General features: G+C 43.3%; 22 protein-coding genes. All 22 read left to right on the top strand.

Annotated features, from left to right (window positions below):
* Positions 1–7: 7 nt before the first annotated feature.
* The 22 genes from AB9N12_RS12670 (at position 8) to lipA (ending at position 22656) form a co-directional block, all read left to right on the top strand.
* A complete protein-coding gene (locus tag AB9N12_RS12670) occupies positions 8–1159 on the top strand; it encodes an IS4 family transposase (RefSeq protein ID WP_369888970.1) in 1152 nt (383 codons plus the stop codon).
* A gap of 190 nt (positions 1160–1349) precedes the next feature.
* Entirely contained in the window at positions 1350–2366 is a 1017-nt protein-coding gene (locus tag AB9N12_RS12665) for a PhoH family protein (RefSeq protein ID WP_369892387.1), read from the top strand.
* 61 nt (positions 2367–2427) lie between these two features.
* Complete coding sequence (locus tag AB9N12_RS12660) at positions 2428–3372, top strand: phosphoribosylaminoimidazolesuccinocarboxamide synthase (RefSeq protein ID WP_369892386.1); 945 nt, start codon at positions 2428–2430, stop codon at positions 3370–3372.
* 10 nt (positions 3373–3382) lie between these two features.
* Positions 3383–4120: a bifunctional demethylmenaquinone methyltransferase/2-methoxy-6-polyprenyl-1,4-benzoquinol methylase UbiE gene (gene ubiE / locus AB9N12_RS12655; protein ID WP_369892385.1), complete on the top strand. Its 738-nt coding sequence runs from the start codon at positions 3383–3385 to the stop codon at positions 4118–4120.
* 42 nt (positions 4121–4162) lie between these two features.
* The gene (locus AB9N12_RS12650; RefSeq protein WP_369892384.1) at positions 4163–4909 is read left to right on the top strand and encodes a shikimate dehydrogenase; all 747 of its coding nucleotides are present in this window, start codon (positions 4163–4165) and stop codon (positions 4907–4909) included.
* Between the two features lie 19 nt (positions 4910–4928).
* Positions 4929–5879, top strand: a complete 951-nt coding sequence (locus AB9N12_RS12645; RefSeq protein WP_369892383.1) for an alpha/beta hydrolase — start codon at positions 4929–4931, stop codon at positions 5877–5879.
* Between the two features lie 68 nt (positions 5880–5947).
* Entirely contained in the window at positions 5948–6865 is a 918-nt protein-coding gene (locus AB9N12_RS12640) for a YgcG family protein (RefSeq protein WP_369892382.1), read from the top strand.
* Positions 6866–6913: 48 nt separating this feature from the next.
* Positions 6914–7495 (top strand): LemA family protein, encoded by a 582-nt coding sequence (locus tag AB9N12_RS12635; RefSeq protein WP_369892381.1) that lies wholly within the window; start codon positions 6914–6916, stop codon positions 7493–7495.
* A gap of 431 nt (positions 7496–7926) precedes the next feature.
* The gene (locus AB9N12_RS12630) at positions 7927–8670 is read left to right on the top strand and encodes a GDSL-type esterase/lipase family protein (RefSeq protein WP_369892380.1); all 744 of its coding nucleotides are present in this window, start codon (positions 7927–7929) and stop codon (positions 8668–8670) included.
* A 77-nt stretch (positions 8671–8747) separates the two neighbouring features.
* On the top strand, positions 8748–8870 hold the full coding sequence (locus AB9N12_RS12625; RefSeq protein WP_369892379.1) for a hypothetical protein: 123 nt from the start codon (positions 8748–8750) through the stop codon (positions 8868–8870).
* A gap of 352 nt (positions 8871–9222) precedes the next feature.
* On the top strand, positions 9223–10389 hold the full coding sequence (locus AB9N12_RS12620; protein WP_369892378.1) for an AIR synthase-related protein: 1167 nt from the start codon (positions 9223–9225) through the stop codon (positions 10387–10389).
* A gap of 3 nt (positions 10390–10392) precedes the next feature.
* Complete coding sequence (prfA, locus tag AB9N12_RS12615; protein WP_369892377.1) at positions 10393–11505, top strand: peptide chain release factor 1; 1113 nt, start codon at positions 10393–10395, stop codon at positions 11503–11505.
* A 75-nt stretch (positions 11506–11580) separates the two neighbouring features.
* Positions 11581–12405: an orotidine-5'-phosphate decarboxylase gene (pyrF, locus tag AB9N12_RS12610; RefSeq protein WP_369892376.1), complete on the top strand. Its 825-nt coding sequence runs from the start codon at positions 11581–11583 to the stop codon at positions 12403–12405.
* A 30-nt stretch (positions 12406–12435) separates the two neighbouring features.
* A complete protein-coding gene (locus AB9N12_RS12605) occupies positions 12436–13665 on the top strand; it encodes an HD domain-containing protein (protein WP_369892375.1) in 1230 nt (409 codons plus the stop codon).
* A gap of 82 nt (positions 13666–13747) precedes the next feature.
* Positions 13748–14788 (top strand): UDP-3-O-(3-hydroxymyristoyl)glucosamine N-acyltransferase, encoded by a 1041-nt coding sequence (gene lpxD, locus AB9N12_RS12600; protein WP_369892374.1) that lies wholly within the window; start codon positions 13748–13750, stop codon positions 14786–14788.
* A gap of 3 nt (positions 14789–14791) precedes the next feature.
* Complete coding sequence (locus AB9N12_RS12595; protein ID WP_369892373.1) at positions 14792–16177, top strand: bifunctional UDP-3-O-[3-hydroxymyristoyl] N-acetylglucosamine deacetylase/3-hydroxyacyl-ACP dehydratase; 1386 nt, start codon at positions 14792–14794, stop codon at positions 16175–16177.
* A gap of 18 nt (positions 16178–16195) precedes the next feature.
* Positions 16196–16963: an acyl-ACP--UDP-N-acetylglucosamine O-acyltransferase gene (gene lpxA / locus AB9N12_RS12590; protein WP_369892372.1), complete on the top strand. Its 768-nt coding sequence runs from the start codon at positions 16196–16198 to the stop codon at positions 16961–16963.
* A gap of 21 nt (positions 16964–16984) precedes the next feature.
* Positions 16985–17539 (top strand): hypothetical protein, encoded by a 555-nt coding sequence (locus AB9N12_RS12585; protein ID WP_369892371.1) that lies wholly within the window; start codon positions 16985–16987, stop codon positions 17537–17539.
* Between the two features lie 120 nt (positions 17540–17659).
* A complete protein-coding gene (gene miaA / locus AB9N12_RS12580) occupies positions 17660–18556 on the top strand; it encodes a tRNA (adenosine(37)-N6)-dimethylallyltransferase MiaA (RefSeq protein WP_369892370.1) in 897 nt (298 codons plus the stop codon).
* Positions 18557–19010: 454 nt separating this feature from the next.
* Positions 19011–19199, top strand: coding sequence for a hypothetical protein (locus AB9N12_RS12575; protein ID WP_369892369.1), 189 nt, complete (start codon positions 19011–19013; stop codon positions 19197–19199).
* 398 nt (positions 19200–19597) lie between these two features.
* Positions 19598–21808: a S9 family peptidase gene (locus AB9N12_RS12570; protein ID WP_369892368.1), complete on the top strand. Its 2211-nt coding sequence runs from the start codon at positions 19598–19600 to the stop codon at positions 21806–21808.
* Entirely contained in the window at positions 21808–22656 is an 849-nt protein-coding gene (gene lipA, locus AB9N12_RS12565) for a lipoyl synthase (protein ID WP_369892367.1), read from the top strand. The genes AB9N12_RS12570 and lipA overlap by 1 nt, the downstream gene beginning before the upstream one ends.
* The last annotated feature ends 14 nt before the right edge of the window (positions 22657–22670 follow it).

Raw genomic sequence — 22670 nt, 5'->3', positions numbered from 1 at the left:
ACTTCCTATGGCAAATATAACACTTTTCGCACAGGTAATATCACATCTCCCGAAAGAAAATATCAGGAAAATCATAAAATCTTCGGGGTCAGACAAGCATTGTAAGGGCTACAATACATGGAGTCAGTTTGTTAGCATGATTTTCAGCCAATTCTCAGGATGTGATTCAGTCAGAGATATCTCAAACGGGCTGAAATCAGCCACCGGCAACCTCAATCATTTGGGAATCAACCGTGCACCATCCAAGTCAACGGTAGCATATCAGAACGCCAACCGAGACAGTTCGGTTTTTCGAGGCATATTCTACTCGTTGTTTCAGTATTTCGGACAGCAAGCCCTATGGCAACGAAGAAAGTTCCGTTTCAAGATGCCGATAAAACTGCTCGACTCCACATTGGTGTCATTGACTCTGTCAATATATGACTGGGCACATTACACTACCACCAAGGGGGCGGTCAAGATGCACACGCTATTGGACTATGACAGTCTTTTGCCGGAGTTCGTGAATATCACCGATGGCAAAACCACCGACAACAAAGCTGCTTTTGATATTGAGTTACATCCGTATAGTATTGTAGTAGCCGACCGAGGCTACTGTGACTACTCATTGTTGAATAATTGGGACAGCAGCAACGTGTTCTTTGTAGTGCGTCATAAAGACAATATCCGGTACAAAGCCATAGAGGAGTTGCCTTTGCCTGAAAAACACGCTCAGAATGTACTTATTGACGAAATAATCGAGTTCGAACTCTCGGCGGCCAAATCCAAATATCCCAAACGTTTACGTCGCATCGCAGTATGGAACGATGAACACGGTTTTGAGATTGAGTTACTCACAAACAACTTCACATTGGCAGCATCAAGCATAGCGGCTCTGTACAAGGCTCGGTGGAATATAGAAATCTTCTTTCGCAACCTCAAGCAACTGCTACGCATCAAGAGCTTTATCGGCACATCCCGCAATGCCGTAGAGACCCAAATATGGACTGCTATGACTACAATGCTGATTCTGACATGGCTAAAGCACATCGCAAGATACAAATGGGCATTGGCTAACCTTGTGGTCACCCTCCGGCTGAACACATTTACCAAAATCGACCTCCAAAAATGGCTTGATCAACCATTTACACCACCTCCCGAAACCATCGAAAACGATTAGGGGGGATTGATTTTGAACTCTCGAGGCTATACTTAACAGTATAGTCAGTTAGCTCATGCTCAAAATTTATTTAGGACAATATTGTCCCAAAGTGGATAGTAGAATAATTGCAGTAAAATTCACCTCCAAACAATCAGAGAATCCAAAACGTTTCATTAAATTTGCAGAAATTTTTCTTTAATACGACTTAATGATAGAAAAACTGATTGTTCTTGAGGACATTGATCCTGTTATTTTTTACGGTGTAAACAACGCCAACATACAGTTAATTAAAGCTTTATATCCAAAGCTACGTATAGTTGCCCGAGGCAATGTCATCAAAGTGCTGGGTGATGAGGAGGAAATGTGTGCCTTCGAAGAAAACATCACCAAACTAGAAAAGTACTGCGCTGAATACAATTCACTGAAAGAAGAAGTCATTATTGACATTATAAAAGGAAATGCTCCGCAAGCGGAACAGACAGGAAACGTGATTGTGTTCAGCGTCACGGGGAAACCTATCATCCCCCGAAGCGAAAACCAGCTGAAACTGGTAGAAGGATTCGCCAAGAATGATATGGTATTCGCCATCGGTCCGGCAGGCTCGGGAAAAACATACACCGCTATCGCCCTCGCCGTACGTGCGTTGAAGAATAAAGAAATCAAGAAAATCATCCTTAGCCGCCCCGCCGTAGAAGCCGGAGAAAAGCTCGGTTTCCTGCCCGGTGACATGAAAGATAAGATCGACCCCTACCTGCAACCTTTATATGATGCCCTGCAGGATATGATACCTGCTGCCAAGTTAAAGGAATACATGGAATTGAACATTATCCAGATTGCCCCGTTAGCTTTTATGAGAGGACGCACGCTGAATGATGCGGTCGTAATTTTGGACGAAGCCCAGAATACCACCACACAGCAGATCAAAATGTTCCTCACCCGTATGGGTATGAACACCAAGATGATTGTGACGGGAGACATGACACAGATCGACCTCCCCGCTTCACAAACATCGGGACTGGTGCAAGCTCTCCACATCTTGAAGGGAGTGAAAGGTATCAGTTTTGTTGAGCTGAATAAAAAAGATATCGTACGCCATAAACTGGTGGAACGTATCGTGGATGCTTACGAAAAATTCGACAAAGAGACGAAAGCCGAACGAGAGAAACAGAAAAACGAACAAGTGGCTATCAACGGTGAACGCCTGGTGAGACTAGTCAAGAACTGAGTCCTAGATCGGGAATCCTATTGCAACTTGTTATTTGTAACTTGTAATTATAATAAAGACAATGAAAGCATTAACAAAAACAGATTTCAACTTTCCGGGACAGAAAAGTGTGTACCACGGAAAAGTGCGTGATGTATACAACATCAACGGTGACAAACTCGTCATGGTAGCAACCGACCGTATTTCGGCCTTTGACGTAGTACTTCCTGAAGGTATTCCTTACAAAGGACAAATGCTGAACCAGATCGCAGCTAAATTCCTTGATGCCACTACCGACATCTGTCCGAACTGGAAATTGGCTACTCCGGACCCAATGGTAACGGTAGGAGTATTGTGTGAAGGTTTTCCGGTAGAAATGATTGTACGTGGTTACTTGTGTGGCAGCGCATGGCGTGCTTACAAAAGCGGTGTGCGCGAGATTTGCGGTGTGAAGTTGCCGGAAGGAATGCGCGAAAACCAAAAATTCCCGGAACCTATCATAACGCCGACTACAAAAGCTGAAATGGGATTGCACGATGAAGACATCTCTAAGGAAGAGATCCTGAAACAAGGATTGGCTACTCCGGAAGAGTATGAAGTGCTCGAAAAATACACATTGGCTCTCTTCAAACGCGGTACTGAAATTGCGGCAGAACGCGGACTGATTCTCGTAGATACCAAATACGAATTCGGTAAGCACAACGGTACCATCTACCTGATGGACGAAATCCATACTCCGGATTCCAGCCGTTATTTCTACGCTGAAGGTTATCAGGAACGTTTCGAAAAAGGCGAACCGCAGAAACAGCTTTCTAAAGAATTTGTTCGCGAATGGTTGATGGCAAACGGTTTCCAGGGCAAAGACGGTCAGAAAGTACCTGAAATGACGCCGGCTATCGTACAAAGCATCAGTGACCGTTACATCGAATTGTTCGAAAACATCACCGGTGAGAAATTTGTGAAAGAAGATACTAGCAACATCGCTGAACGTATATTCAAAAATGTTGAAACGTTCTTGAATCGTTGATAATCAATCAATGGATTACCCGCAACAACATATCAAGCCTTACGACAAAGAAGGGAAAAAGACCGAGCAAGTGGAACGTATGTTCGACAACATTGCGCATACCTACGACAAGCTGAACCATACCTTATCTTTAGGTATCGACCGCAGCTGGCGCAAAAAAGCGATTGCCTGGTTAGCCCCTTTTCAGCCACAGCGGATGATGGATGTAGCCACCGGCACGGGGGATTTTGCCATCCTCGCCTGCCGCAAACTGCAGCCTGCCGAGCTGATCGGCACGGACATCTCGGAAGGTATGATGAATATAGGACGTGAAAAAGTAAAAAAGGAAGGACTCTCGGACAAGATTTCTTTTGTCCGGGAGGACTGTACTTCACTCTCTTTTGCCGACAATGACTTTGATGCCATTACTGTAGCTTTCGGCATCCGCAACTTCGAAGACCTCGACAAAGGGCTCTCCGAAATGTGCCGTGTATTGAAACCGGGCGGTCATCTTGTGATTTTGGAACTTACCACTCCGGACCGTTTCCCGATGAAACAGTTGTTTGCCATCTACTCTAAAGCCGTCATTCCATTATTGGGCAAACTTCTCTCCAAAGACAACAGTGCCTATCGCTATCTGCCGGACACGATCAAAGTATTTCCTCAAGGGGAAATCATGCAAAAAGTCATCGCACGAGCCGGATTTAGCAAGGTTAACTTCAAACGGCTGACCTTTGGCATCTGCACTCTTTATACCGCGACAAAATAGTATCAACTCATTATGAATAATTAATTTAATCCTGATTGCATTATGGAAAAATACGGTTTAATCGGCTACCCTCTGCGACATTCATTTTCTATGGGATACTTTAATGAGAAATTCAAATCCGAAAGCATCAATGCAGAATACGTGAATTTCGAGATTCCCAGTATCAATAACTTCATGGAAGTTATCGAAGAGAATCCCAACCTATGCGGACTCAATGTCACCATCCCTTACAAAGAACAAGTAATTCCTTTTCTGGATGAGCTCGATCGTGACACCGCAAAGATAGGTGCAGTCAATGTGATTAAAATCGTCCGTCAGCCGAAAGGGAAAGTCAAATTGGTGGGTTACAACTCCGATATCATCGGATTCACCCAATCCATCCAGCCCTTATTGCAGCCTCATCACAAGAAAGCGCTGATATTGGGTACCGGTGGAGCTTCCAAAGCAGTCTATCACGGTCTGAAGAATCTAGGTATCGAAAGTATCTTCGTATCGCGCACCCACAAAGCCGATGGTATACTGACTTATGAAGAACTGACTCCCGAAATTATGGCAGCATACACAGTCATTGTCAATAGTACTCCCGTAGGAATGTTTCCTAAGGTAGATTTCTGCCCTAATATCCCTTATGAACTTCTGACTCCCAACCATTTGCTCTACGATTTGTTATATAATCCGAACGTTACGTTGTTCATGAAAAAAGGAGAAGCACAAGGGGCTGTTGTAAAAAACGGTCTGGAAATGCTCCTGCTTCAGGCATTTGCCGCCTGGGAGATATGGCATAAATAAGGGTTAGAGAGAAGTTTTTATGAGGAGAAAAGTTGTATATAGCATCATTCTTATCATGCTGGCATTGACCGGCTGTACTATCGGAGGGAGTTTTTATATGTTAAACTTCTCATTGACTCCGAATGCCCAAATTTTGTCTAAAGATGCTGACTCTTATCCTTTCATGTATAAAAACTACCCTTTCTTGCGTCCATGGGTGGACAGCCTGAAACAAGTGGATGCACTGAAAGACACTTTTATCATTAATCCGCACGGAATACAATTGCATGCTTATTATGTAGCTGCTCCCCAACCTACCAGTAGGACAGCAGTCATCGTGCATGGATATACGGATAATGCAATCCGAATGTTTATGATCGGCTATCTGTATAATCGCGATTTAGGATATAACATATTACTCCCCGACCTGCAACATCAGGGAAAAAGTCAAGGCCCTGCCATTCAGATGGGCTGGAAAGACCGTTGGGATGTGCTACAATGGATGAACATCGCCAATGAAATCTTCGGAGACAGCACACAAATGGTGGTACATGGAATTTCAATGGGAGGTGCAACGACCATGATGGTATCCGGTGAGGAGCAAAGGCCGTTTGTCAAATGCTTTGTAGAAGATTGCGGCTACACCAGTGTATGGGACGAATTCGCACACGAGCTGAAAGCTAGTTTCCACCTTCCTTCTTTTCCACTGATGTATACCACAAGCTGGCTCTGCGAAAAGAAATATGGATGGAATTTTAAAGAAGCTTCTTCACTGGAACAAGTAGCCAAATCACAACATCCGATGTTGTTTATTCATGGGGATAAAGATACGTACGTACCTACCTGGATGGCATATTCGCTCTACGAAGCCAAACCGGAACCGAAGGAACTGTGGATTGTACCGGGAGCTGCTCATGCAGTTTCATACAAAGAGAATAAACAGGAATACACCGATCGGGTCCGTGCATTCGTTGGGCGATACATTCATTAAACCTATTATAACAAGGAGTTTTAGATTCATAACAGAAAAAGTTTCTATATTTGCATAAAATATTCGTTATGAAATCAATATTGACTTTTATACTAGCCACTTTTCTTCTGTTCCCACTACAAGCTCAAGAGAAAATATACACGGTAGACAATCTTCCGAAAGTCCACCTGCAAAACAAAATGCAATATGTTTGCAACCCGGCCGGCATACTTTCACAGTCAGCTTGTGACAGTATAGACTCCATGCTTTACGCCTTGGAACAACAAACCGGAATTGAAACGGTGGTTGCCATCGTTCCTTCAATCGGAGAAGAAGATTGTTTCAACTTCTGTCATCAATTGCTTAATAAATGGGGTGTTGGGAAGAAAGGCAAAAATAACGGATTGGTCATTTTGTTGGTCGCAGATCAGCGTTGTATCCAGTTTTATACCGGTTACGGCCTGGAAGGAGTGCTCCCTGATGCGATCTGCAAAAGGATTCAAACCAGATATATGATTCCTTACCTGAAAGATGGAGATTGGAATACGGGAATGGTGGCCGGGCTTAAAGCGACTTGTCAACGACTCGACGGTTCTATGGAAAATGATGCCCTCTCAGACTCGAACGGCAGTGGTTCTTTTGATTTTGTTCTTGCCATCCTTTGCTTTATTTTCATCAGTGGAGGTCTTGCTTTCTTTTCTGCACGTAAGCAAAGCCGTTGTCCGAATTGTGGTAAACATCAATTGCAAAGAAGCGGAAGCAGAGTCGTATCCCGGATTAACGGAGTGAAAACCGAAGATGTCACCTATACATGTAGAAACTGTGGACATACCATCATACGTCGCCAACAAAGTTATGATAATGATTACCATCACCGGGGCGGTGGTGGAGTCGGTCCGTTCATTGGCGGTTTTGGCGGAGGTAGTTTCGGAGGCGGAGGCGGTTTCAGTGGAGGCAGCTTTGGCGGAGGAATGGGTGGTGGCGGTGGTGCCGGTTCTCGTTTCTAAAGAAAAGATATAAAAAATAAATTATTAAATTCAATAAAAACAAAAAACATGAAGAAGTCAATTATTATCATCTTAGCCGTTGCGGCTATCCTTGTCATATGGGCAGTAAGTGTATATAACGGTCTGGTTACTATGGACGAAAAAGTAAGTGGCCAATGGGCAAATGTAGAGACTCAATACCAACGTCGTGCCGACCTGATTCCTAATCTGGTAAACACAGTGAAAGGATATGCAACACATGAAAAAGAGACACTGGAAGGAGTTGTTGCCGCACGTAGCCAGGCTACTCAAATCAAAGTAGACGCCGCCGACCTCACACCGGAAAAGTTGGCACAATATCAAAAAGCACAAGGTGCTGTAACATCAGCATTGGGCAAGTTATTAGCCATTACAGAGAATTATCCGGACTTAAAAGCTAATCAAAACTTCCTGGAACTACAGGCCCAACTGGAAGGAACTGAAAACCGCATCACTGTAGCACGCAAAAACTTCAACGATGCTGCACAGGCTTATAACACCCATATCCGCCGTTTCCCAAAGAATATCTTTGCAGGAATGTTCGGTTTCGATAAGAAAGCATATTTTGAAGCAGAGGAAGGGAGTGAGAAGGCTCCGAAAGTGGAATTCTAAAAAGAATGTGTGAGGATTGTTCCCTTGTACTCCCCATATTATGGTAGTAACGGAAACCCCAAATTGGTAGATAAAGAACTGCTGAAGTAAATTACAAGATAAATACGTAGAGCAGAAACCACAGAAACAACGCTTTTACAATAAGAGTTGTACTGAAAATTTGTGTATGTCGGAAAAATGCAGTAATCTTGCATCGTAAAACCCTTTTAGGGAAATTGCAGACAAATAGAGACTAAAAGTGCCTCAACACTCGTTGAAATCGCCAATCTCATAGTAGTATATACACGAGGCACGGAGCAACCCCATACGTGGGTTGCCTATCCGTGCGTGTATATATCGGGTGTTTGGCGATACCCACGAGTGGCATGGAGACGGCAGTCCACGTTTTCTATGTCTTCACATCATTAGAACACTCGTAAAATCGCCAAAAAATGAGAGTATTCAAAAAACAAATCAGCGCATGCGAGACCTTATTATGCGCATCAGTGTTATTCAATATACTGCTCTTAGGAGTGGTTATAGTAGCGGAACGACAAGGGCATGTTTTTAGCATGGTATTAGAAAGACGTGATATCGTTCATTTGGATGACAGGTCCCATTCAGACTATTGGGCAAGAATGGGATGGACTAACACCATAGAAAAACTCCATACCGAATTTGACGTTGCCTTTTTTGGAAATTCAATTACCCGTGGTAGTGACTTTCAATTATTCTTTCCCGAAAAGAAGATAATCAATCTTGGCTATTCAGGAGACAATATGATTGGGATGTTGAGAAGAATACCTATGCTCAAAGCGGCAAATCCTCACAAGGTATTCATTATGGCAGGAACAAATGATCTTGTCCATATTAGTCTTGACGACTATGAGGTCAGATATACTAAGCTATTACAAGCGATCAAAGACTCATTACCCAATACAAAGATTTATATTGAGAGTGTGTTACCAAGTAATCACTCATTAGGTAATTATACTCCCAATGAAAAAGTTCAAAAAGCAAACTTTATAGCAAAAGATTTAGCAAGCAAGTTTAATGGGCAATTTATAAATCTTTATGATTTGTATGTTGACGATAACAATGAACTTCCCCAAGAATGGACAAGGGATGGAGTTCACCTATATCCTGAACATTACGACAAATGGGCGAATGCTATTAAAACTATGATATATGAATAATAGAATCGGGTATGTCTGTTGTATTTTGACATGCCCTATTATGATGAACCGGCTACTTATCGGTTCTCGTATATGGTATGAAAACTGCAATAGGAATTGCCAAGCATTATAATTATTATAAGAAAGTCGGTCAGGCAAAGACAAACTCCCCCATAGGAAAAAAATGGAAATTCTCTTTCATCCTATCACCGTCTTCCTGAAACTCCTTATTCATCGTATTTACAGAGGAGGGTGTGTCAAAATTCCCTTTTGAGGAGATTACCCCTGCTATAGCTATCTGTGGCAGGGGTAAATCTTTATATCTAGGCATTATGACACACCCTCAATCTATCATCTATCACCGCCTAATTTTTGAAAAGTTTCTGGTAAATTCTTGTTTTCATTACGGGAAAACAAAGTGTTTTGCGGCTTGAAACAAAGTGTTTCATTACAGGAAATTATTTTGTAACTCGCAATGATAAGTCTACAAAGGAATTTACCTGACTGTTTTTTTAGGCTGTACCAAAAAAAAACTGTACTTTTGCAGGCGTATACCATATAATTCTATAACTCATGAGTAATCAACGATACATGATGCGTGGAGTAAGCGCATCCAAAGAAGATGTGCACAACGCCATCAAGAACATCGACAAAGGAATCTTCCCGAAAGCATTCTGTAAAATTATTCCCGACATATTAGGAGGTGACCCGGAATATTGCAACATCATGCATGCCGATGGTGCCGGAACCAAATCATCTCTTGCTTATATGTACTGGAAAGAAACGGGTGACTTGTCTGTTTGGAAAGGTATTGCACAGGATGCATTGATTATGAATATCGATGACCTGCTTTGTGTAGGTGCCGTAGATAATATCCTTGTTTCTTCCACCATTGGACGTAACAAACTGTTGATTCCGGGAGAAGTGATCTCCGCCATTATCAATGGAACAGATGAATTGCTGGCCGAACTCCGCGAGATGGGGGTAGGTGTATACGCAACCGGTGGTGAAACGGCTGATGTCGGCGATTTGGTACGTACGATCATCGTAGACTCTACCGTCACTTGCCGCATGAAACGTTCAGACGTTATCGACAATGCCCATATCCGTCCGGGTGACGTAATCGTTGGCCTGGCTTCTTACGGACAAGCCACATACGAGAAAGAATACAACGGCGGTATGGGTAGCAATGGCTTGACAAGTGCGCGTCATGACGTATTCGGAAAATATCTTGCAGAAAAATATCCGGAAAGCTACGATGCTGCTGTTCCTGAAGAATTGGTTTACTCCGGCAAGTTAAGACTGACAGACAACGTAGAAAATTCTCCGATTAATGCAGGTAAGTTGGTACTCTCTCCTACCCGTACATACGCACCGGTAGTCAAGAAATTACTGGATGCATTGCGCCCGGAAATCCACGGAATGGTACATTGCTCCGGTGGTGCACAAACTAAAGTACTGCATTTTGTAGAAAATGTACGCGTAGTAAAAGATCATCTTTTCCCTGTTCCTCCTCTATTCAAAACGATCCAAGAACAAAGCGGCACGGACTGGGCAGAGATGTATAAGGTATTTAATATGGGACATCGCCTCGAAGTTTACCTGTCACCGGAACATGCGGAAGAGGTTATTGCTATCTCCGAGTCATTCGGTATCCCGGCACAGATTGTAGGACGTGTTGAAGCATGCGAACAAACAGAATTAATCATTAAGAGCGAATTCGGAGAATTTAGATATTAAAGAATGGCAGATAATAGTACCATACTCGAAAAATTAAACGGACTCGTAGCCCGTTTTGAGGAAATATCCACCCTTATCACAGATCCTGCAGTGATTGCCGATCAGAAACGTTATGTCAAGTTGACTAAGGAATATAAGGAATTAGACGACTTGATGAAAGCAAGGAAAGAATATATCCAAATACTGGGTAATATTGAAGAAGCTAAAAAGATCCTTGCCAATGAATCGGATGCTGAAATGCGAGAAATGGCGAAAGAAGAAATGGACAATAGCCAAGAGCGACTCTCGGTGTTGGAAGAAGAAATCAAACTGATGCTTGTTCCTGCCGATCCGCAAGACAGTAAGAACGCAATTCTCGAAATCCGTGGCGGTGCAGGAGGAGACGAAGCAGCTATCTTTGCCGGTGACCTCTTTCGTATGTATGCCAAATTCTGTGAAACTAAAGGCTGGAAGATGGAGGTCTCCAACGCGAACGAGGGAACAGCCGGTGGATTCAAAGAAGTTGTTTGTAGCATCACGGGCGATCATGTATACGGAATTTTAAAATATGAATCGGGAGTACACCGCGTACAGCGTGTTCCTGCTACCGAAACACAAGGACGTGTTCATACTTCTGCCGCATCAGTGGCGGTACTTCCCGAAGCAGAAGAGTTCGATGTAGTCATCAATGAAGGGGAAATCAAATGGGATACATTCCGAAGTGGTGGTGCCGGCGGACAGAATGTAAATAAGGTAGAATCCGGAGTACGTCTGCGTTATATCTGGAAAAACCCTAATACAGGCATTGCCGAAGAGATACTCATTGAATGTACCGAAACACGTGACCAACCGAAAAATAAAGAACGTGCTCTGGCCCGTCTCCGTACATTCATCTATGACAAAGAACATCAAAAATACATCGATGATATTGCCTCCAAACGTAAGACAATGGTATCGACCGGAGACCGCTCTGCCAAAATCCGTACTTACAACTATCCGCAGGGACGAATCACCGACCATCGCATCAATTACACGATTTATAATCTTGCCGCATTCATGGACGGGGATATTCAAGACTGTATCGATCACCTGATCGTAGCCGAAAATGCGGAACGCTTGAAAGAAAGCGAACTTTAGGAAAGTGTAGAACTGATGTCGAGAATGATTTCTTAGAAATAGTCAATCATAAATTGTATAATAGTAAAGAATAAGATGGATAAGCAACAATTATTTGAAAACATAAAGCGCAAAAAATCATTCCTCTGTGTAGGACTTGATACTGACATCAAGAAAATCCCGGACCATCTGTTGAAAGAAGAAGATCCGATCTTTGCATTCAACAAAGCCATCATCGATGCAACGGCAGATTTGTGCATCGCCTATAAACCCAATCTGGCTTTTTATGAAAGCATGGGCGTAAAAGGGTGGATCGCATTTGAAAAGACTGTGAAGTACATCAAGGAGAACTATCCGGATCAATTCATCATTGCTGACGCAAAGCGTGGTGACATCGGAAATACTTCTGCAATGTATGCCCGTACATTCTTTGAAGAGCTTGATATCGACTCTGTCACAGTAGCCCCTTACATGGGCGAAGACAGCGTTACCCCGTTTCTTGCCTATGAAGGTAAATGGGTGATCCTACTGGCATTGACTTCCAACAAAGGTTCTCATGATTTCCAATTGACAGAAGATGTAAACGGCGAACGTCTGTTCGAGAAGGTATTACGTAAATCACAAGAATGGGCTGGCGACAACTGCATGATGTATGTGGTAGGTGCCACTCAAGGACGCGCTTTTGAGGAGATCCGCCAGATTGTACCGAACCATTTCCTTCTTGTACCAGGTGTAGGAGCACAAGGCGGTTCACTCGAAGAAGTTTGTAAATACGGAATGAACAGTACATGCGGATTGATTGTTAATTCTTCCCGCGGTATCATCTACGTAGATAAAACAGAGAAATTTGCAGAAGCTGCCCGCACCGCCGCACAAGAAATACAGATGCAAATGGCCGAACAACTCAAAGCTATTCTCTGAAAAGAGAAAAAGAATCTCTAAAGAATACGAATGCCTTACGAAAGAAAAATAATCAACGACCCCGTATTCGGGTTCATCAACATTCCAAAGGGGTTACTGTACGATATAGTACGGCATCCCCTTTTGCAGCGTCTTACCCGCATCAAGCAAGTAGGATTATCATCAGTTGTATATCCCGGTGCGCAACACACCCGCTTCCAACACTCTTTAGGCGCTTTTCACCTGATGAGTGAAGCTATTACCCAACTGGCCTCCAAAGGCAATTTTATCTTTGACAGTGAAGCGGAAGCCGTGCAGGCTGCCATCCTGTTGCATGATATAGGACACGGTCCTTTCTCTCATGTACTGGAGGACACTATAGTAAAAGGAGTCTCGCACGAAGAGATTTCTCTCATGCTGATGGAACGGATGAATAAAGAGATGAACGGTCAACTTAATCTTGCCATTCAAATCTTCAAAGACGAATACCCCAAACGCTTTCTCCATCAACTTGTAAGCGGCCAGCTGGATATGGACAGGCTGGATTATCTTCGCCGCGACAGCTTTTACACAGGCGTGACAGAGGGAAATATCGGTTCTGCACGAATCATCAAAATGCTTGACGTAGCGGATGACCGTCTGGTTATCGAATCCAAAGGTATTTACTCTATCGAGAATTTCCTTACGGCACGTCGCCTGATGTACTGGCAAGTATATCTGCATAAGACGTCCGTCGCATACGAAAAGATGCTGATCAGTACCCTACTACGTGCTAAAGAACTGGCATCACAAGGAGTAGAGTTGTTTGCATCACCAGCATTGCGTTTTTTCCTCTACAATGATATCCATCCTACGGAATTCTATCATAACCCCGACTGTCTGGAGAATTTTATCCAGCTGGACGACAACGATATATGGACAGCCTTGAAGGTATGGAGTACCCACACGGATAAAGTACTTTCTACTTTAAGCACGGGAATGATAAACCGAAATATCTTTAAAGTAGAAATTTCGTCGGAACCGATTAGTGAGGACAGAAAAAAAGAATTAACTTTGCACATCAGCCAGCAATTAGGCATAACCCTTTCCGAAGCGAACTATTTTGTCTCTACCCCCAGCATCGAAAAGAATATGTATAACCCGGCAGATGACAGTATTGACATTATCTATAAAGACGGCACTATCAAAAATATTGCCGAAGCATCGGACATGCTGAACATCTCATTATTGTCCAAAAAGGTAAAGAAATACTATCTCTGCTATCAGAGATTACACAGATAAGTATAAAATATTCATGCAATAACACGGAAATCTGAAAAAAAAATCCGTTATTTGCGAACTAATTAAATTTTAAAATAAAGACATGGAGTTCTCGGCTAAGCAAATTGCAGCATTTATCCAAGGGGAAATCATTGGAGACGAAAACGCTACGGTACACACATTCGCTAAAATTGAAGAGGGAATGCCCGGAGCAATTTCTTTCCTGTCGAATCCCAAATATACACCTTACATCTACGAAACACAATCAAGCATTGTCTTGGTGAACAAGGACTTCACTCCCGAGCATGAAATAAAAGCTACTCTGATCAAAGTAGACAATGCATATGAAAGTCTGGCTAAATTGCTCAATCTTTATGAGATGAGCAAACCTAAGAAACAAGGTATAGATTCATTAGCTTTCGTTGCACCCAGTGCCCAAATAGGTGAAAATGTATATATTGGCGCTTTCGCCTATATCGGTGAGAATACCGTGATCGGAGATAATACCCAAATTTATCCACACACTTTTGTGGGAGACGGTGTGAAGATAGGCAACGATTGCTTGCTTTACTCCAATGTAAATGTTTATCATGATTGCCGCATAGGCAATGAATGTATCCTGCATTCAGGTGCAGTGATCGGAGCTGACGGATTTGGCTTTGCTCCCACTCCGAACGGATACGATAAAATTCCGCAAATTGGAATTGTTATCCTGGAAGATAAAGTAGATATAGGTGCCAACACTTGTATAGACCGCGCTACCATGGGAGCCACGGTAATACATAGTGGTGTAAAAATAGATAATCTGGTACAAATAGCCCATAACGACGAGATAGGATCACACACCGTAATGGCTGCTCAAGTGGGCATTGCCGGTTCTACGAAAGTCGGCGAATGGTGTATGTTCGGCGGTCAGGTAGGTATTGCCGGACATTCCAAAATAGGAGACAAAGTTGGTTTAGGTGCACAATCAGGTGTGCCCGGAGATATCAAATCCGGCAGCCAGCTTATCGGAACTCCTCCTATGGAGCTGAAGCAATACTTCAAGGCCTCCATTGTACAAAGAAGCCTGCCGGATATGCAAAAAGAATTGCGCAATCTACGCAAAGAAGTAGAAGAATTAAAACAACTATTAAATAAGTAACCAATGCTGAAACAAAAAACGCTGAAAGATAGCTTTTCACTGAGCGGGAAAGGTCTTCACACTGGACTTGATCTCACTGTAACATTCAATCCTGCTCCGGAAAATCATGGATATAAGATCCAACGTATTGACGTAGAAGGACAACCCACTATCGATGCAGTAGCCGACAATGTGACAGAAACCACTCGTGGCACTGTACTGTCGAAGAATGGAGTCAAAGTAAGCACTGTTGAACATAGTATGGCAGCCCTCTACGCATTGGGCATTGACAACTGCCTTATCCAGGTTAACGGACCGGAATTTCCTATATTAGATGGTAGTGCACAATATTATGTACAAGAGATAGAACGTGTAGGAACAGTAGAACAAAATGCCGTCAAAGACTTTTATATTATCAAGTCTAAAATCGAGTTCCGGGACGAAACGACAGGTTCTTCTATCATTGTATTGCCTGACGAAAATTTCAGTCTGAATGTACTGGTTTCTTACGATTCAACCATTATTCCGAATCAGTTTGCTACACTTGAAGATATGCATAAATTCAAAGACGAAGTGGCTGCCAGCCGTACTTTCGTCTTTGTTCGCGAAATAGAGCCACTACTCTCCGCCGGATTGATTAAAGGTGGTGATCTGGACAATGCAATCGTTATTTACGAGCGTAAGATGTCGCAGGAAAGTTTCGACAAGTTGGCCGATGTAATGGGAGTACCTCACATGGATGCCAATCAACTGGGTTACATTAATCACAAACCGTTGGTTTGGCCCAATGAATGTGCCCGTCACAAATTGCTGGATGTCATCGGCGACCTCGCTTTAATTGGCAAACCGATTAAAGGCCGTATCATCGCTACCCGTCCCGGACACACCATCAACAATAAATTTGCCCGTCAAATGCGGAAAGAAATCCGTCTTCATGAAATACAGGCACCGAGTTACGACTGTAACCGTGAGCCGATAATGGATGTAAACCGTATCCGTGAATTATTGCCGCACCGATATCCTTTCCAGCTGGTTGACAAAGTAATTGAAATTGGTGCCAACTACATTGTGGGTATCAAAAATATCACAGTTAACGAACCTTTCTTTCAGGGACATTTTCCACAGGAACCTGTTATGCCGGGAGTACTTCAAGTGGAAGCAATGGCACAAGTCGGAGGTTTGCTTGTATTAAACTCTGTAGATGATCCAGAACGTTATTCTACCTACTTCATGAAAATAGATGGAGTGAAATTTCGTCAAAAGGTAGTACCGGGAGATACAATCATCTTTCGCGTAGAACTGCTGGCACCTATCCGCCGTGGCATTTCTACCATGAAAGGATATGCATTTGTCGGTGAGAAAGTTGTTTGTGAAGCTGAGTTCATGGCACAAATAGTAAAAAATAAGTAATAATTGATATTTAAAAGCATGATAAGTCCTTTAGCGTATATTCATCCCGAGGCTAAAATTGGGAAAAATGTAGAAATTGCGCCTTTTGTATTTATAGATAAGAACGTAGTTATCGGTGACAATAACAAAATTATGGCTAATGCCAATATTTTATACGGTTCACGTATTGGTAACGGAAACACCATTTTTCCGGGCGCCGTTATTGGAGCTGTGCCACAGGATCTCAAGTTTCGCGGTGAAGAATCAACAGCCGAAATCGGAGATAATAATCTGATTCGTGAAAATGTGACAATCAACCGTGGTACAGCAGCTAAAGGGCGTACGATTGTAGGAAATAACAATTTACTGATGGAAGGTGTACACGTTGCACACGATGCGTTGGTTGGCAACGGATGTATCATCGGTAACTCTACCAAGATGGCAGGTGAAATCGTCATTGATGATAATGCGATTGTCAGCGCTAGTGTATTGATGCACCAATTCTGTCATGTAGGTAGTCATGTTATGATTCAGGGCGGATGCCGCTTCAGTAAAGATATTCCTCCCTACATCATCGCAGGACGCGAACCGATTGCTTTCAGCGGAATCAATATCATCGGTCTGCGTCGTCGTGGTTTCGCCAATGAAGTGATTGAAAGTATCCACAATGCCTACCGTATCATTTACCAAAGTGGTTTGAACACGACAGAAGCATTGAAGAAAATAGAAGATGAATTCGAGAAAAGTCCGGAAATTGACTATATCGTCAATTTCATCCGTAATTCAGAACGTGGTATAATTAAATAAACAGTTCAAAATAGTCATATTATGATATACAGATTTACTATCATATCTGATGAAGTTGACGATTTTGTCAGAGAAATACAAATTGATCCGGAAGCAACTTTTTATGACTTCCATGAAGCAATTCTGAAATCAGTGGGGTATGCAAACGACCAGATGACTTCTTTCTTTATTTGCGATGATGATTGGGAAAAAGAAAAAGAGGTAACTCTGGAGGAAATGGACGACAATCCGGAAATGGATAGCTGGGTGATGAAAGAGACTACGATCAGCGAACTGGTAGAAGATGAAAAACAAAAACTGTTATATATATTCGATTACATGACAGAACGTTGTTTCTTCATCGAACTATCCGAGATTATCACCGGAAAAGATATGAATGGTGCCAAATGTACCAAGAAAACCGGAGATGCTCCCAAGCAAACGATAGATTTTGAAGAAATGACCGCTACCGGAGGTTCTCTTGATTTGGACGAAAATTTCTACGGAGACCAAGACTTCGACATGGAAGACTTCGATCAGGAAGGATTTGACATAGGTGGTGACACCGGCAACCCATACGACGAAGAAAAATTTTAAGCATTAAGTGTCAAGTATTAGGTATTAATTGCTATGCAGTGTCAGGCAGTTAATACCTAATATTTTTTAGTACAGCATGCTTTAAGAGTGAATACTTCTACACTTAATACTTAAAAATCTATGCCGACTCTCATTGTTCTTATAGGTCCCACAGGCGTAGGAAAAACGGAGTTGAGTCTACGCTTGGCAGAAACATTTCAGACAAGCATTGTATCTGCCGATTCGAGACAGCTTTATGCCGAATTAAAAATAGGTACGGCAGCTCCTACTCCCGACCAACTCCAACGTGTTCCACATCAACTGGTCGGTACGCTCCACCTTACAGACTATTACAGCGCTGCTCAATACGAAACAGAAGCACTGGATATTCTGGAGAAATTATTCACGCAACACGAAGTCGTGATTCTCACAGGTGGATCAATGATGTACGTAGACGCAATCTGTAAGGGGATTGACGACATTCCTACCGTTGATACGGAAACCCGTCAACTTATGTTACAAAAGTATGAGGAGGAGGGCCTTGAACAACTCTGCGCCGAACTTCGTCTGTTAGATCCGGAATATTACCGGATTGTAGATCTAAAGAATCCCAAGCGGGTAATTCATGCACTGGAGATTTGCTATATGACTGGACGCACTTATACTTCTTTTCGCACCCAACAAAAAAAACAGCGTCCTTTCCGTATCCTGAAAATCGGTCTGACTCGTGATCGGGAAGAACTTTACGACCGTATCAACCGTCGGGTAGACCAGATGATGGAGGAAGGATTGTTGGAAGAAGTACGCTCTGTACTTCCCTATCGCCATCTCAATTCACTAAATACGGTAGGTTATAAAGAACTATTCAAATATCTGGATGGAGAATGGGAACTCCCCTTTGCTATAGATAAAATCAAGCAGAACTCCCGTATTTATTCACGTAAACAGATGACCTGGTTCAAAAGAGATAAAGAGATAAAATGGTTTCACCCGCAACAGGAAACAGAGATACTGGCGTACCTCCGTCAATCTTTATAACGATACGAAGCAGGGGGAACTATGCAGACATCTGCTGTGAATAATGCACGGTTCAAAAGATATTGAATCTCACCCTATAATCCTTATCAAATCTACACGGCTCTTTCCATTTAACTTAAAAACAGGGTCATCATACCCTTGAGGGTGTGTCATAATGCCTGAATATAAAGATTTACCCCTGCCACAGATAGCTATAGCAGGGGGAATTTCCTCAAAAAGGGAATTTTGACACACCCTCATGTTCTTCATTTTATCATATCGGTCGGTTAGGTTTCAACAAAACGCCCGTCGCGCCCTTCCCCCCAAGGCAAACCGGGCAAGAAACACGGTTTCCAGCCTCGCCCGGCAGTCAGACAAGCCGGAATCGCCCTTCACAAGCCCCGCCTGCTGCTCGGGCAAAGAAAAAACACGGTATCTTGTGCAAATTCGTTCAAAAAGGAGCGGTAATCGGCCGATGATGGTTATATCCGCCCATGAAAGCAACAGGAAACAAGGTTTCCTGCTTCTTTTCGGACGGAAACAGGCTAAAAACAGCGCCCTCCAGCTTGTTTCACCGGGAAAACAACGTGGAAACGCCGTATCTTGCCGCTCCGCCCCGCAGGGCAACGCCTCGAAACCCGTTTCCACCCGTATCGGCCCTTAAAATCGGGAAGAAACAGGAAAGAAATCTCGCCCCTCAGTCCGGAGCACACGAACAACAGCGCATCTTTCCTCTCCGTGAGCGACATCCCGGCGCATGCTGCCGGCAGCCGACGCCTGTTTCCCCGACATGCCGCCGACAAAGCCGAATGAAAGGATACGTCAGGACGAGGAACGTTCACAACGATGAAAAAGAAACACCCCAAGCGGTGCTTCAGCATCGCTGTGGGCAAAGTCAACGATTTTTCCGCTATAAAACAAGCCTTCTTTTGAATCTCATGCACTTTTTTTAATGAAAGAACCGTGTCAAATCTACATAAAAGTCGGCCAGGTTTTGTTGAATCTAAGTTTATTCGTATTTTTGCAAGTACGAATTAAAAACGAAACCGATTATCAACGCAGATGAAAAAGATCAGCATCACTTTATTACTCTGCCTTCTCTGTCTGACCGGAATGGCACAAGGACAAAAGGCACTCAATTTAAAAGACATCACCTCCGGACGTTTCCGCCCGGAAAATATCCAGGGGGTAATTCCCATGCCTGATGGCGAGCACTATACACAGATGAACGCTGATGGCACGCAAATCATTAAATACTCTTTCAAGACAGGTGAGAAAGTAGAAGTGATTTTCGATGTAAGCACTACACGCGAATGTGACTTCAAGCACTTCGACAGTTATCAATTCTCTCCCGACGGTCAGAAATTACTGATTGCTACCAAAACGACACCGATATATAGGCATTCATACACAGCCGTACATTACATTTACCCTTTGAAACGAAATGACAAGGGCGTTACGACAAACAACATTATTGAACGGCTGTCTGACGGCGGACCTCAACAAGTACCCGTCTTTTCTCCAGACGGTACAATGATTGCTTTTGTCCGTGACAATAACATATTTCTTGTTAAGCTGCTTTATGGCAACAGTGAAAGCCAAATCACCGAAGATGGCAAACAAAACTCTGTAATCAACGGCATTCCCGACTGGGTATATGAAGAGGAGTTCGGTTTCGACCGTGCTTTGGAATTCAGTGCCGACAATACCCTGATTGCTTTCATCCGTTTCGATGAATCAAAAGTTCCCTCCTACTCTTTCCCTGTATTTGCCGGACAAGCCCCCCGTATGGATGCGTTAAGAGATTATCCGAGTGAATATACCTACAAATATCCGAAAGCCGGATACCCGAATTCAAAAGTAGAAGTACGCACATACGACATAAAATCACATGTCACCCGTACAATGAAACTCCCGCTGGATGCAGATGGATACATTCCGCGTATCCGCTTCACAAAAGATGCCAACAAATTGGCTATCATGACACTGAACCGTCATCAAAATCGTTTCGATCTCTACTTTGCCGATCCTCGGTCAACACTTTGCAAACTAATACTTCGTGATGAATCTCCTTATTACATCAAGGGGAATATTTTCGATAACATCCGGTTCTATCCGGAATATTTCAGCCTGCTTAGTGAACGTGACGGTTACAGTCATCTCTACTGGTATAGCATGGGAGGTAACCTAATCAAAAAGGTTACCAATGGTAAGTTCGAAGTGAAAGATTTCCTTGGATATAATGAAGAAGACGGCTCTTTCTATTATACCAGCAACGAAGAGAGCCCTCTGCGTAAAGCTGTCTATAAAATAGACAAGAAAGGCAAAAAGACCAAATTGTCTCAACAGACAGGAACCAATACGCCGATCTTCAGCAAATCGATGAAGTATTACATGAACAAGTTCTCTAGCCTGGATACTCCTTTGTTAGTTACTTTGAACGATCATTCAGGCAAAACGCTCAAAACGCTTATTACGAATGATGCGTTGAAACAAACGATGTCCGGATATGCTGTACCACAAAAGGAGTTCTTTACTTTCCAGACTACAGATGGTGTGAAATTGAATGGCTGGATGATGAAACCGGTAAACTTCTCCACATCCAAAAAATATCCGGTACTGATGTATCAATATAGCGGTCCGGGTTCTCAACAGGTATTGGATACTTGGGAAATCAGCTGGGAAACGTACATGGCAAGCCTCGGTTATATCGTGGTATGTGTAGACGGTCGCGGTACCGGAGGCCGTGGAGAAGCTTTTGAGAAATGTACCTATTTGAAAATCGGAGTCAAAGAAGCCAAAGACCAAGTGGAAACAGCACTCTATCTCGGCAAACAAGCGTATGTGGACAAAAACCGCATCGGTATCTGGGGTTGGAGTTATGGCGGCTACATGACTCTGATGAGCATGAGCGAAGGAACCCCCGTATTCAAAGCCGGAGTAGCAGTAGCCGCACCAACCGACTGGCGTTTCTATGATACGATTTATACCGAACGTTTCATGCGCACTCCCAAAGAAAATGCGGAAGGATATAAGGAGTCATCAGCCTTCACCCGTGCCGACAAACTTCATGGAAACCTGTTGCTGGTACATGGCATGGCGGATGACAATGTTCACTTCCAAAACTGCACAGAATATGCCGAGCTGTTAGTTCAGCTTGGAAAACAATTTGATATGCAAGTGTACACAAACCGTAATCACGGAATATATGGTGGCAATACCCGCCAACACCTGTACACACGATTGACTAACTTTTTCTTGAACAATTTATAATGACAGACAGAGTACGTAAACCCGAATGGCTGAAAATTAATATCGGTGCAAACGAACGATACACCGAAACCAAACGAATTGTTGACTCCCACTGCTTACACACGATATGTAGCAGTGGGCGTTGCCCTAATATGGGGGAATGTTGGGGAAAAGGAACTGCGACCTTCATGATTGGTGGTGACATCTGCACACGTAGCTGTAAATTTTGTAACACACAAACGGGACGCCCGCACCCGTTAGATGCAAATGAGCCTACCCATGTAGCAGAATCCGTCGCACTGATGAAACTGAATCATGCCGTCATCACTTCTGTAGACCGGGATGATTTACCTGATTTGGGAGCTGAACATTGGGCACGTACCATCCGGGAAGTAAAGCGGTTGAATCCACAGACAACCATTGAAGTACTGATTCCGGATTTTCAAGGCAGAATGGAGTTGGTAGATTTAGTAATCGACTCCCGCCCCGACATCATATCACATAATATGGAAACGGTACGCCGCATTAGTCCGCTAGTGCGCAGCGCAGCAAATTATGATACAAGTTTGCAGGTCATCAGACACATTTCCGAAAAGGGAGTTAAATCAAAAAGCGGCATTATGGTCGGCTTGGGGGAAACTCCTGAAGAAGTCGAGACTTTGATGGATGATCTGCTAGCAGCCGGTTGCCAGATCCTTACCATAGGTCAATACCTGCAACCGAGTCGCCGACATTATCCCGTTGCGGCATACATCACCCCACTGCAATTCGTGAAATATAAAACTGTCGGTTTGGAGAAAGGGTTCAACATCGTAGAGAGTGCCCCTCTTGTTCGTTCTTCCTACCACGCAGAGAAGCATATTCGTTAACAAACAAAACACAC

It is taken from the genome of Bacteroides sp. AN502(2024) (genome assembly GCF_041227145.1).
Classification (GTDB): Bacteria; Bacteroidota; Bacteroidia; order Bacteroidales; family Bacteroidaceae; genus Bacteroides.
The sequence above is the reverse complement of the archived record's forward strand: the minus strand, read 5'-3'. Positions and strand labels throughout refer to the sequence as shown.

Excerpts from the sequence above, each read along its gene's own strand:
- AB9N12_RS12670 (WP_369888970.1), top strand. The coding sequence starts at position 8 with ATGGCAAATATAACACTTTTCGCACAGGTAATATCACATCTCCCGAAA.
- AB9N12_RS12665 (WP_369892387.1), top strand. The coding sequence starts at position 1,350 with ATGATAGAAAAACTGATTGTTCTTGAGGACATTGATCCTGTTATTTTT.
- AB9N12_RS12660 (WP_369892386.1), top strand. The coding sequence starts at position 2,428 with ATGAAAGCATTAACAAAAACAGATTTCAACTTTCCGGGACAGAAAAGT.
- ubiE (WP_369892385.1), top strand. The coding sequence starts at position 3,383 with ATGGATTACCCGCAACAACATATCAAGCCTTACGACAAAGAAGGGAAA.
- AB9N12_RS12650 (WP_369892384.1), top strand. The coding sequence starts at position 4,163 with ATGGAAAAATACGGTTTAATCGGCTACCCTCTGCGACATTCATTTTCT.
- AB9N12_RS12645 (WP_369892383.1), top strand. The coding sequence starts at position 4,929 with ATGAGGAGAAAAGTTGTATATAGCATCATTCTTATCATGCTGGCATTG.
- AB9N12_RS12640 (WP_369892382.1), top strand. The coding sequence starts at position 5,948 with ATGAAATCAATATTGACTTTTATACTAGCCACTTTTCTTCTGTTCCCA.
- AB9N12_RS12635 (WP_369892381.1), top strand. The coding sequence starts at position 6,914 with ATGAAGAAGTCAATTATTATCATCTTAGCCGTTGCGGCTATCCTTGTC.
- AB9N12_RS12630 (WP_369892380.1), top strand. The coding sequence starts at position 7,927 with ATGAGAGTATTCAAAAAACAAATCAGCGCATGCGAGACCTTATTATGC.
- AB9N12_RS12625 (WP_369892379.1), top strand. The coding sequence starts at position 8,748 with ATGAAAACTGCAATAGGAATTGCCAAGCATTATAATTATTATAAGAAA.
- AB9N12_RS12620 (WP_369892378.1), top strand. The coding sequence starts at position 9,223 with ATGAGTAATCAACGATACATGATGCGTGGAGTAAGCGCATCCAAAGAA.
- prfA (WP_369892377.1), top strand. The coding sequence starts at position 10,393 with ATGGCAGATAATAGTACCATACTCGAAAAATTAAACGGACTCGTAGCC.
- pyrF (WP_369892376.1), top strand. The coding sequence starts at position 11,581 with ATGGATAAGCAACAATTATTTGAAAACATAAAGCGCAAAAAATCATTC.
- AB9N12_RS12605 (WP_369892375.1), top strand. The coding sequence starts at position 12,436 with ATGCCTTACGAAAGAAAAATAATCAACGACCCCGTATTCGGGTTCATC.
- lpxD (WP_369892374.1), top strand. The coding sequence starts at position 13,748 with ATGGAGTTCTCGGCTAAGCAAATTGCAGCATTTATCCAAGGGGAAATC.
- AB9N12_RS12595 (WP_369892373.1), top strand. The coding sequence starts at position 14,792 with ATGCTGAAACAAAAAACGCTGAAAGATAGCTTTTCACTGAGCGGGAAA.
- lpxA (WP_369892372.1), top strand. The coding sequence starts at position 16,196 with ATGATAAGTCCTTTAGCGTATATTCATCCCGAGGCTAAAATTGGGAAA.
- AB9N12_RS12585 (WP_369892371.1), top strand. The coding sequence starts at position 16,985 with ATGATATACAGATTTACTATCATATCTGATGAAGTTGACGATTTTGTC.
- miaA (WP_369892370.1), top strand. The coding sequence starts at position 17,660 with ATGCCGACTCTCATTGTTCTTATAGGTCCCACAGGCGTAGGAAAAACG.
- AB9N12_RS12575 (WP_369892369.1), top strand. The coding sequence starts at position 19,011 with ATGATGGTTATATCCGCCCATGAAAGCAACAGGAAACAAGGTTTCCTG.
- AB9N12_RS12570 (WP_369892368.1), top strand. The coding sequence starts at position 19,598 with ATGAAAAAGATCAGCATCACTTTATTACTCTGCCTTCTCTGTCTGACC.
- lipA (WP_369892367.1), top strand. The coding sequence starts at position 21,808 with ATGACAGACAGAGTACGTAAACCCGAATGGCTGAAAATTAATATCGGT.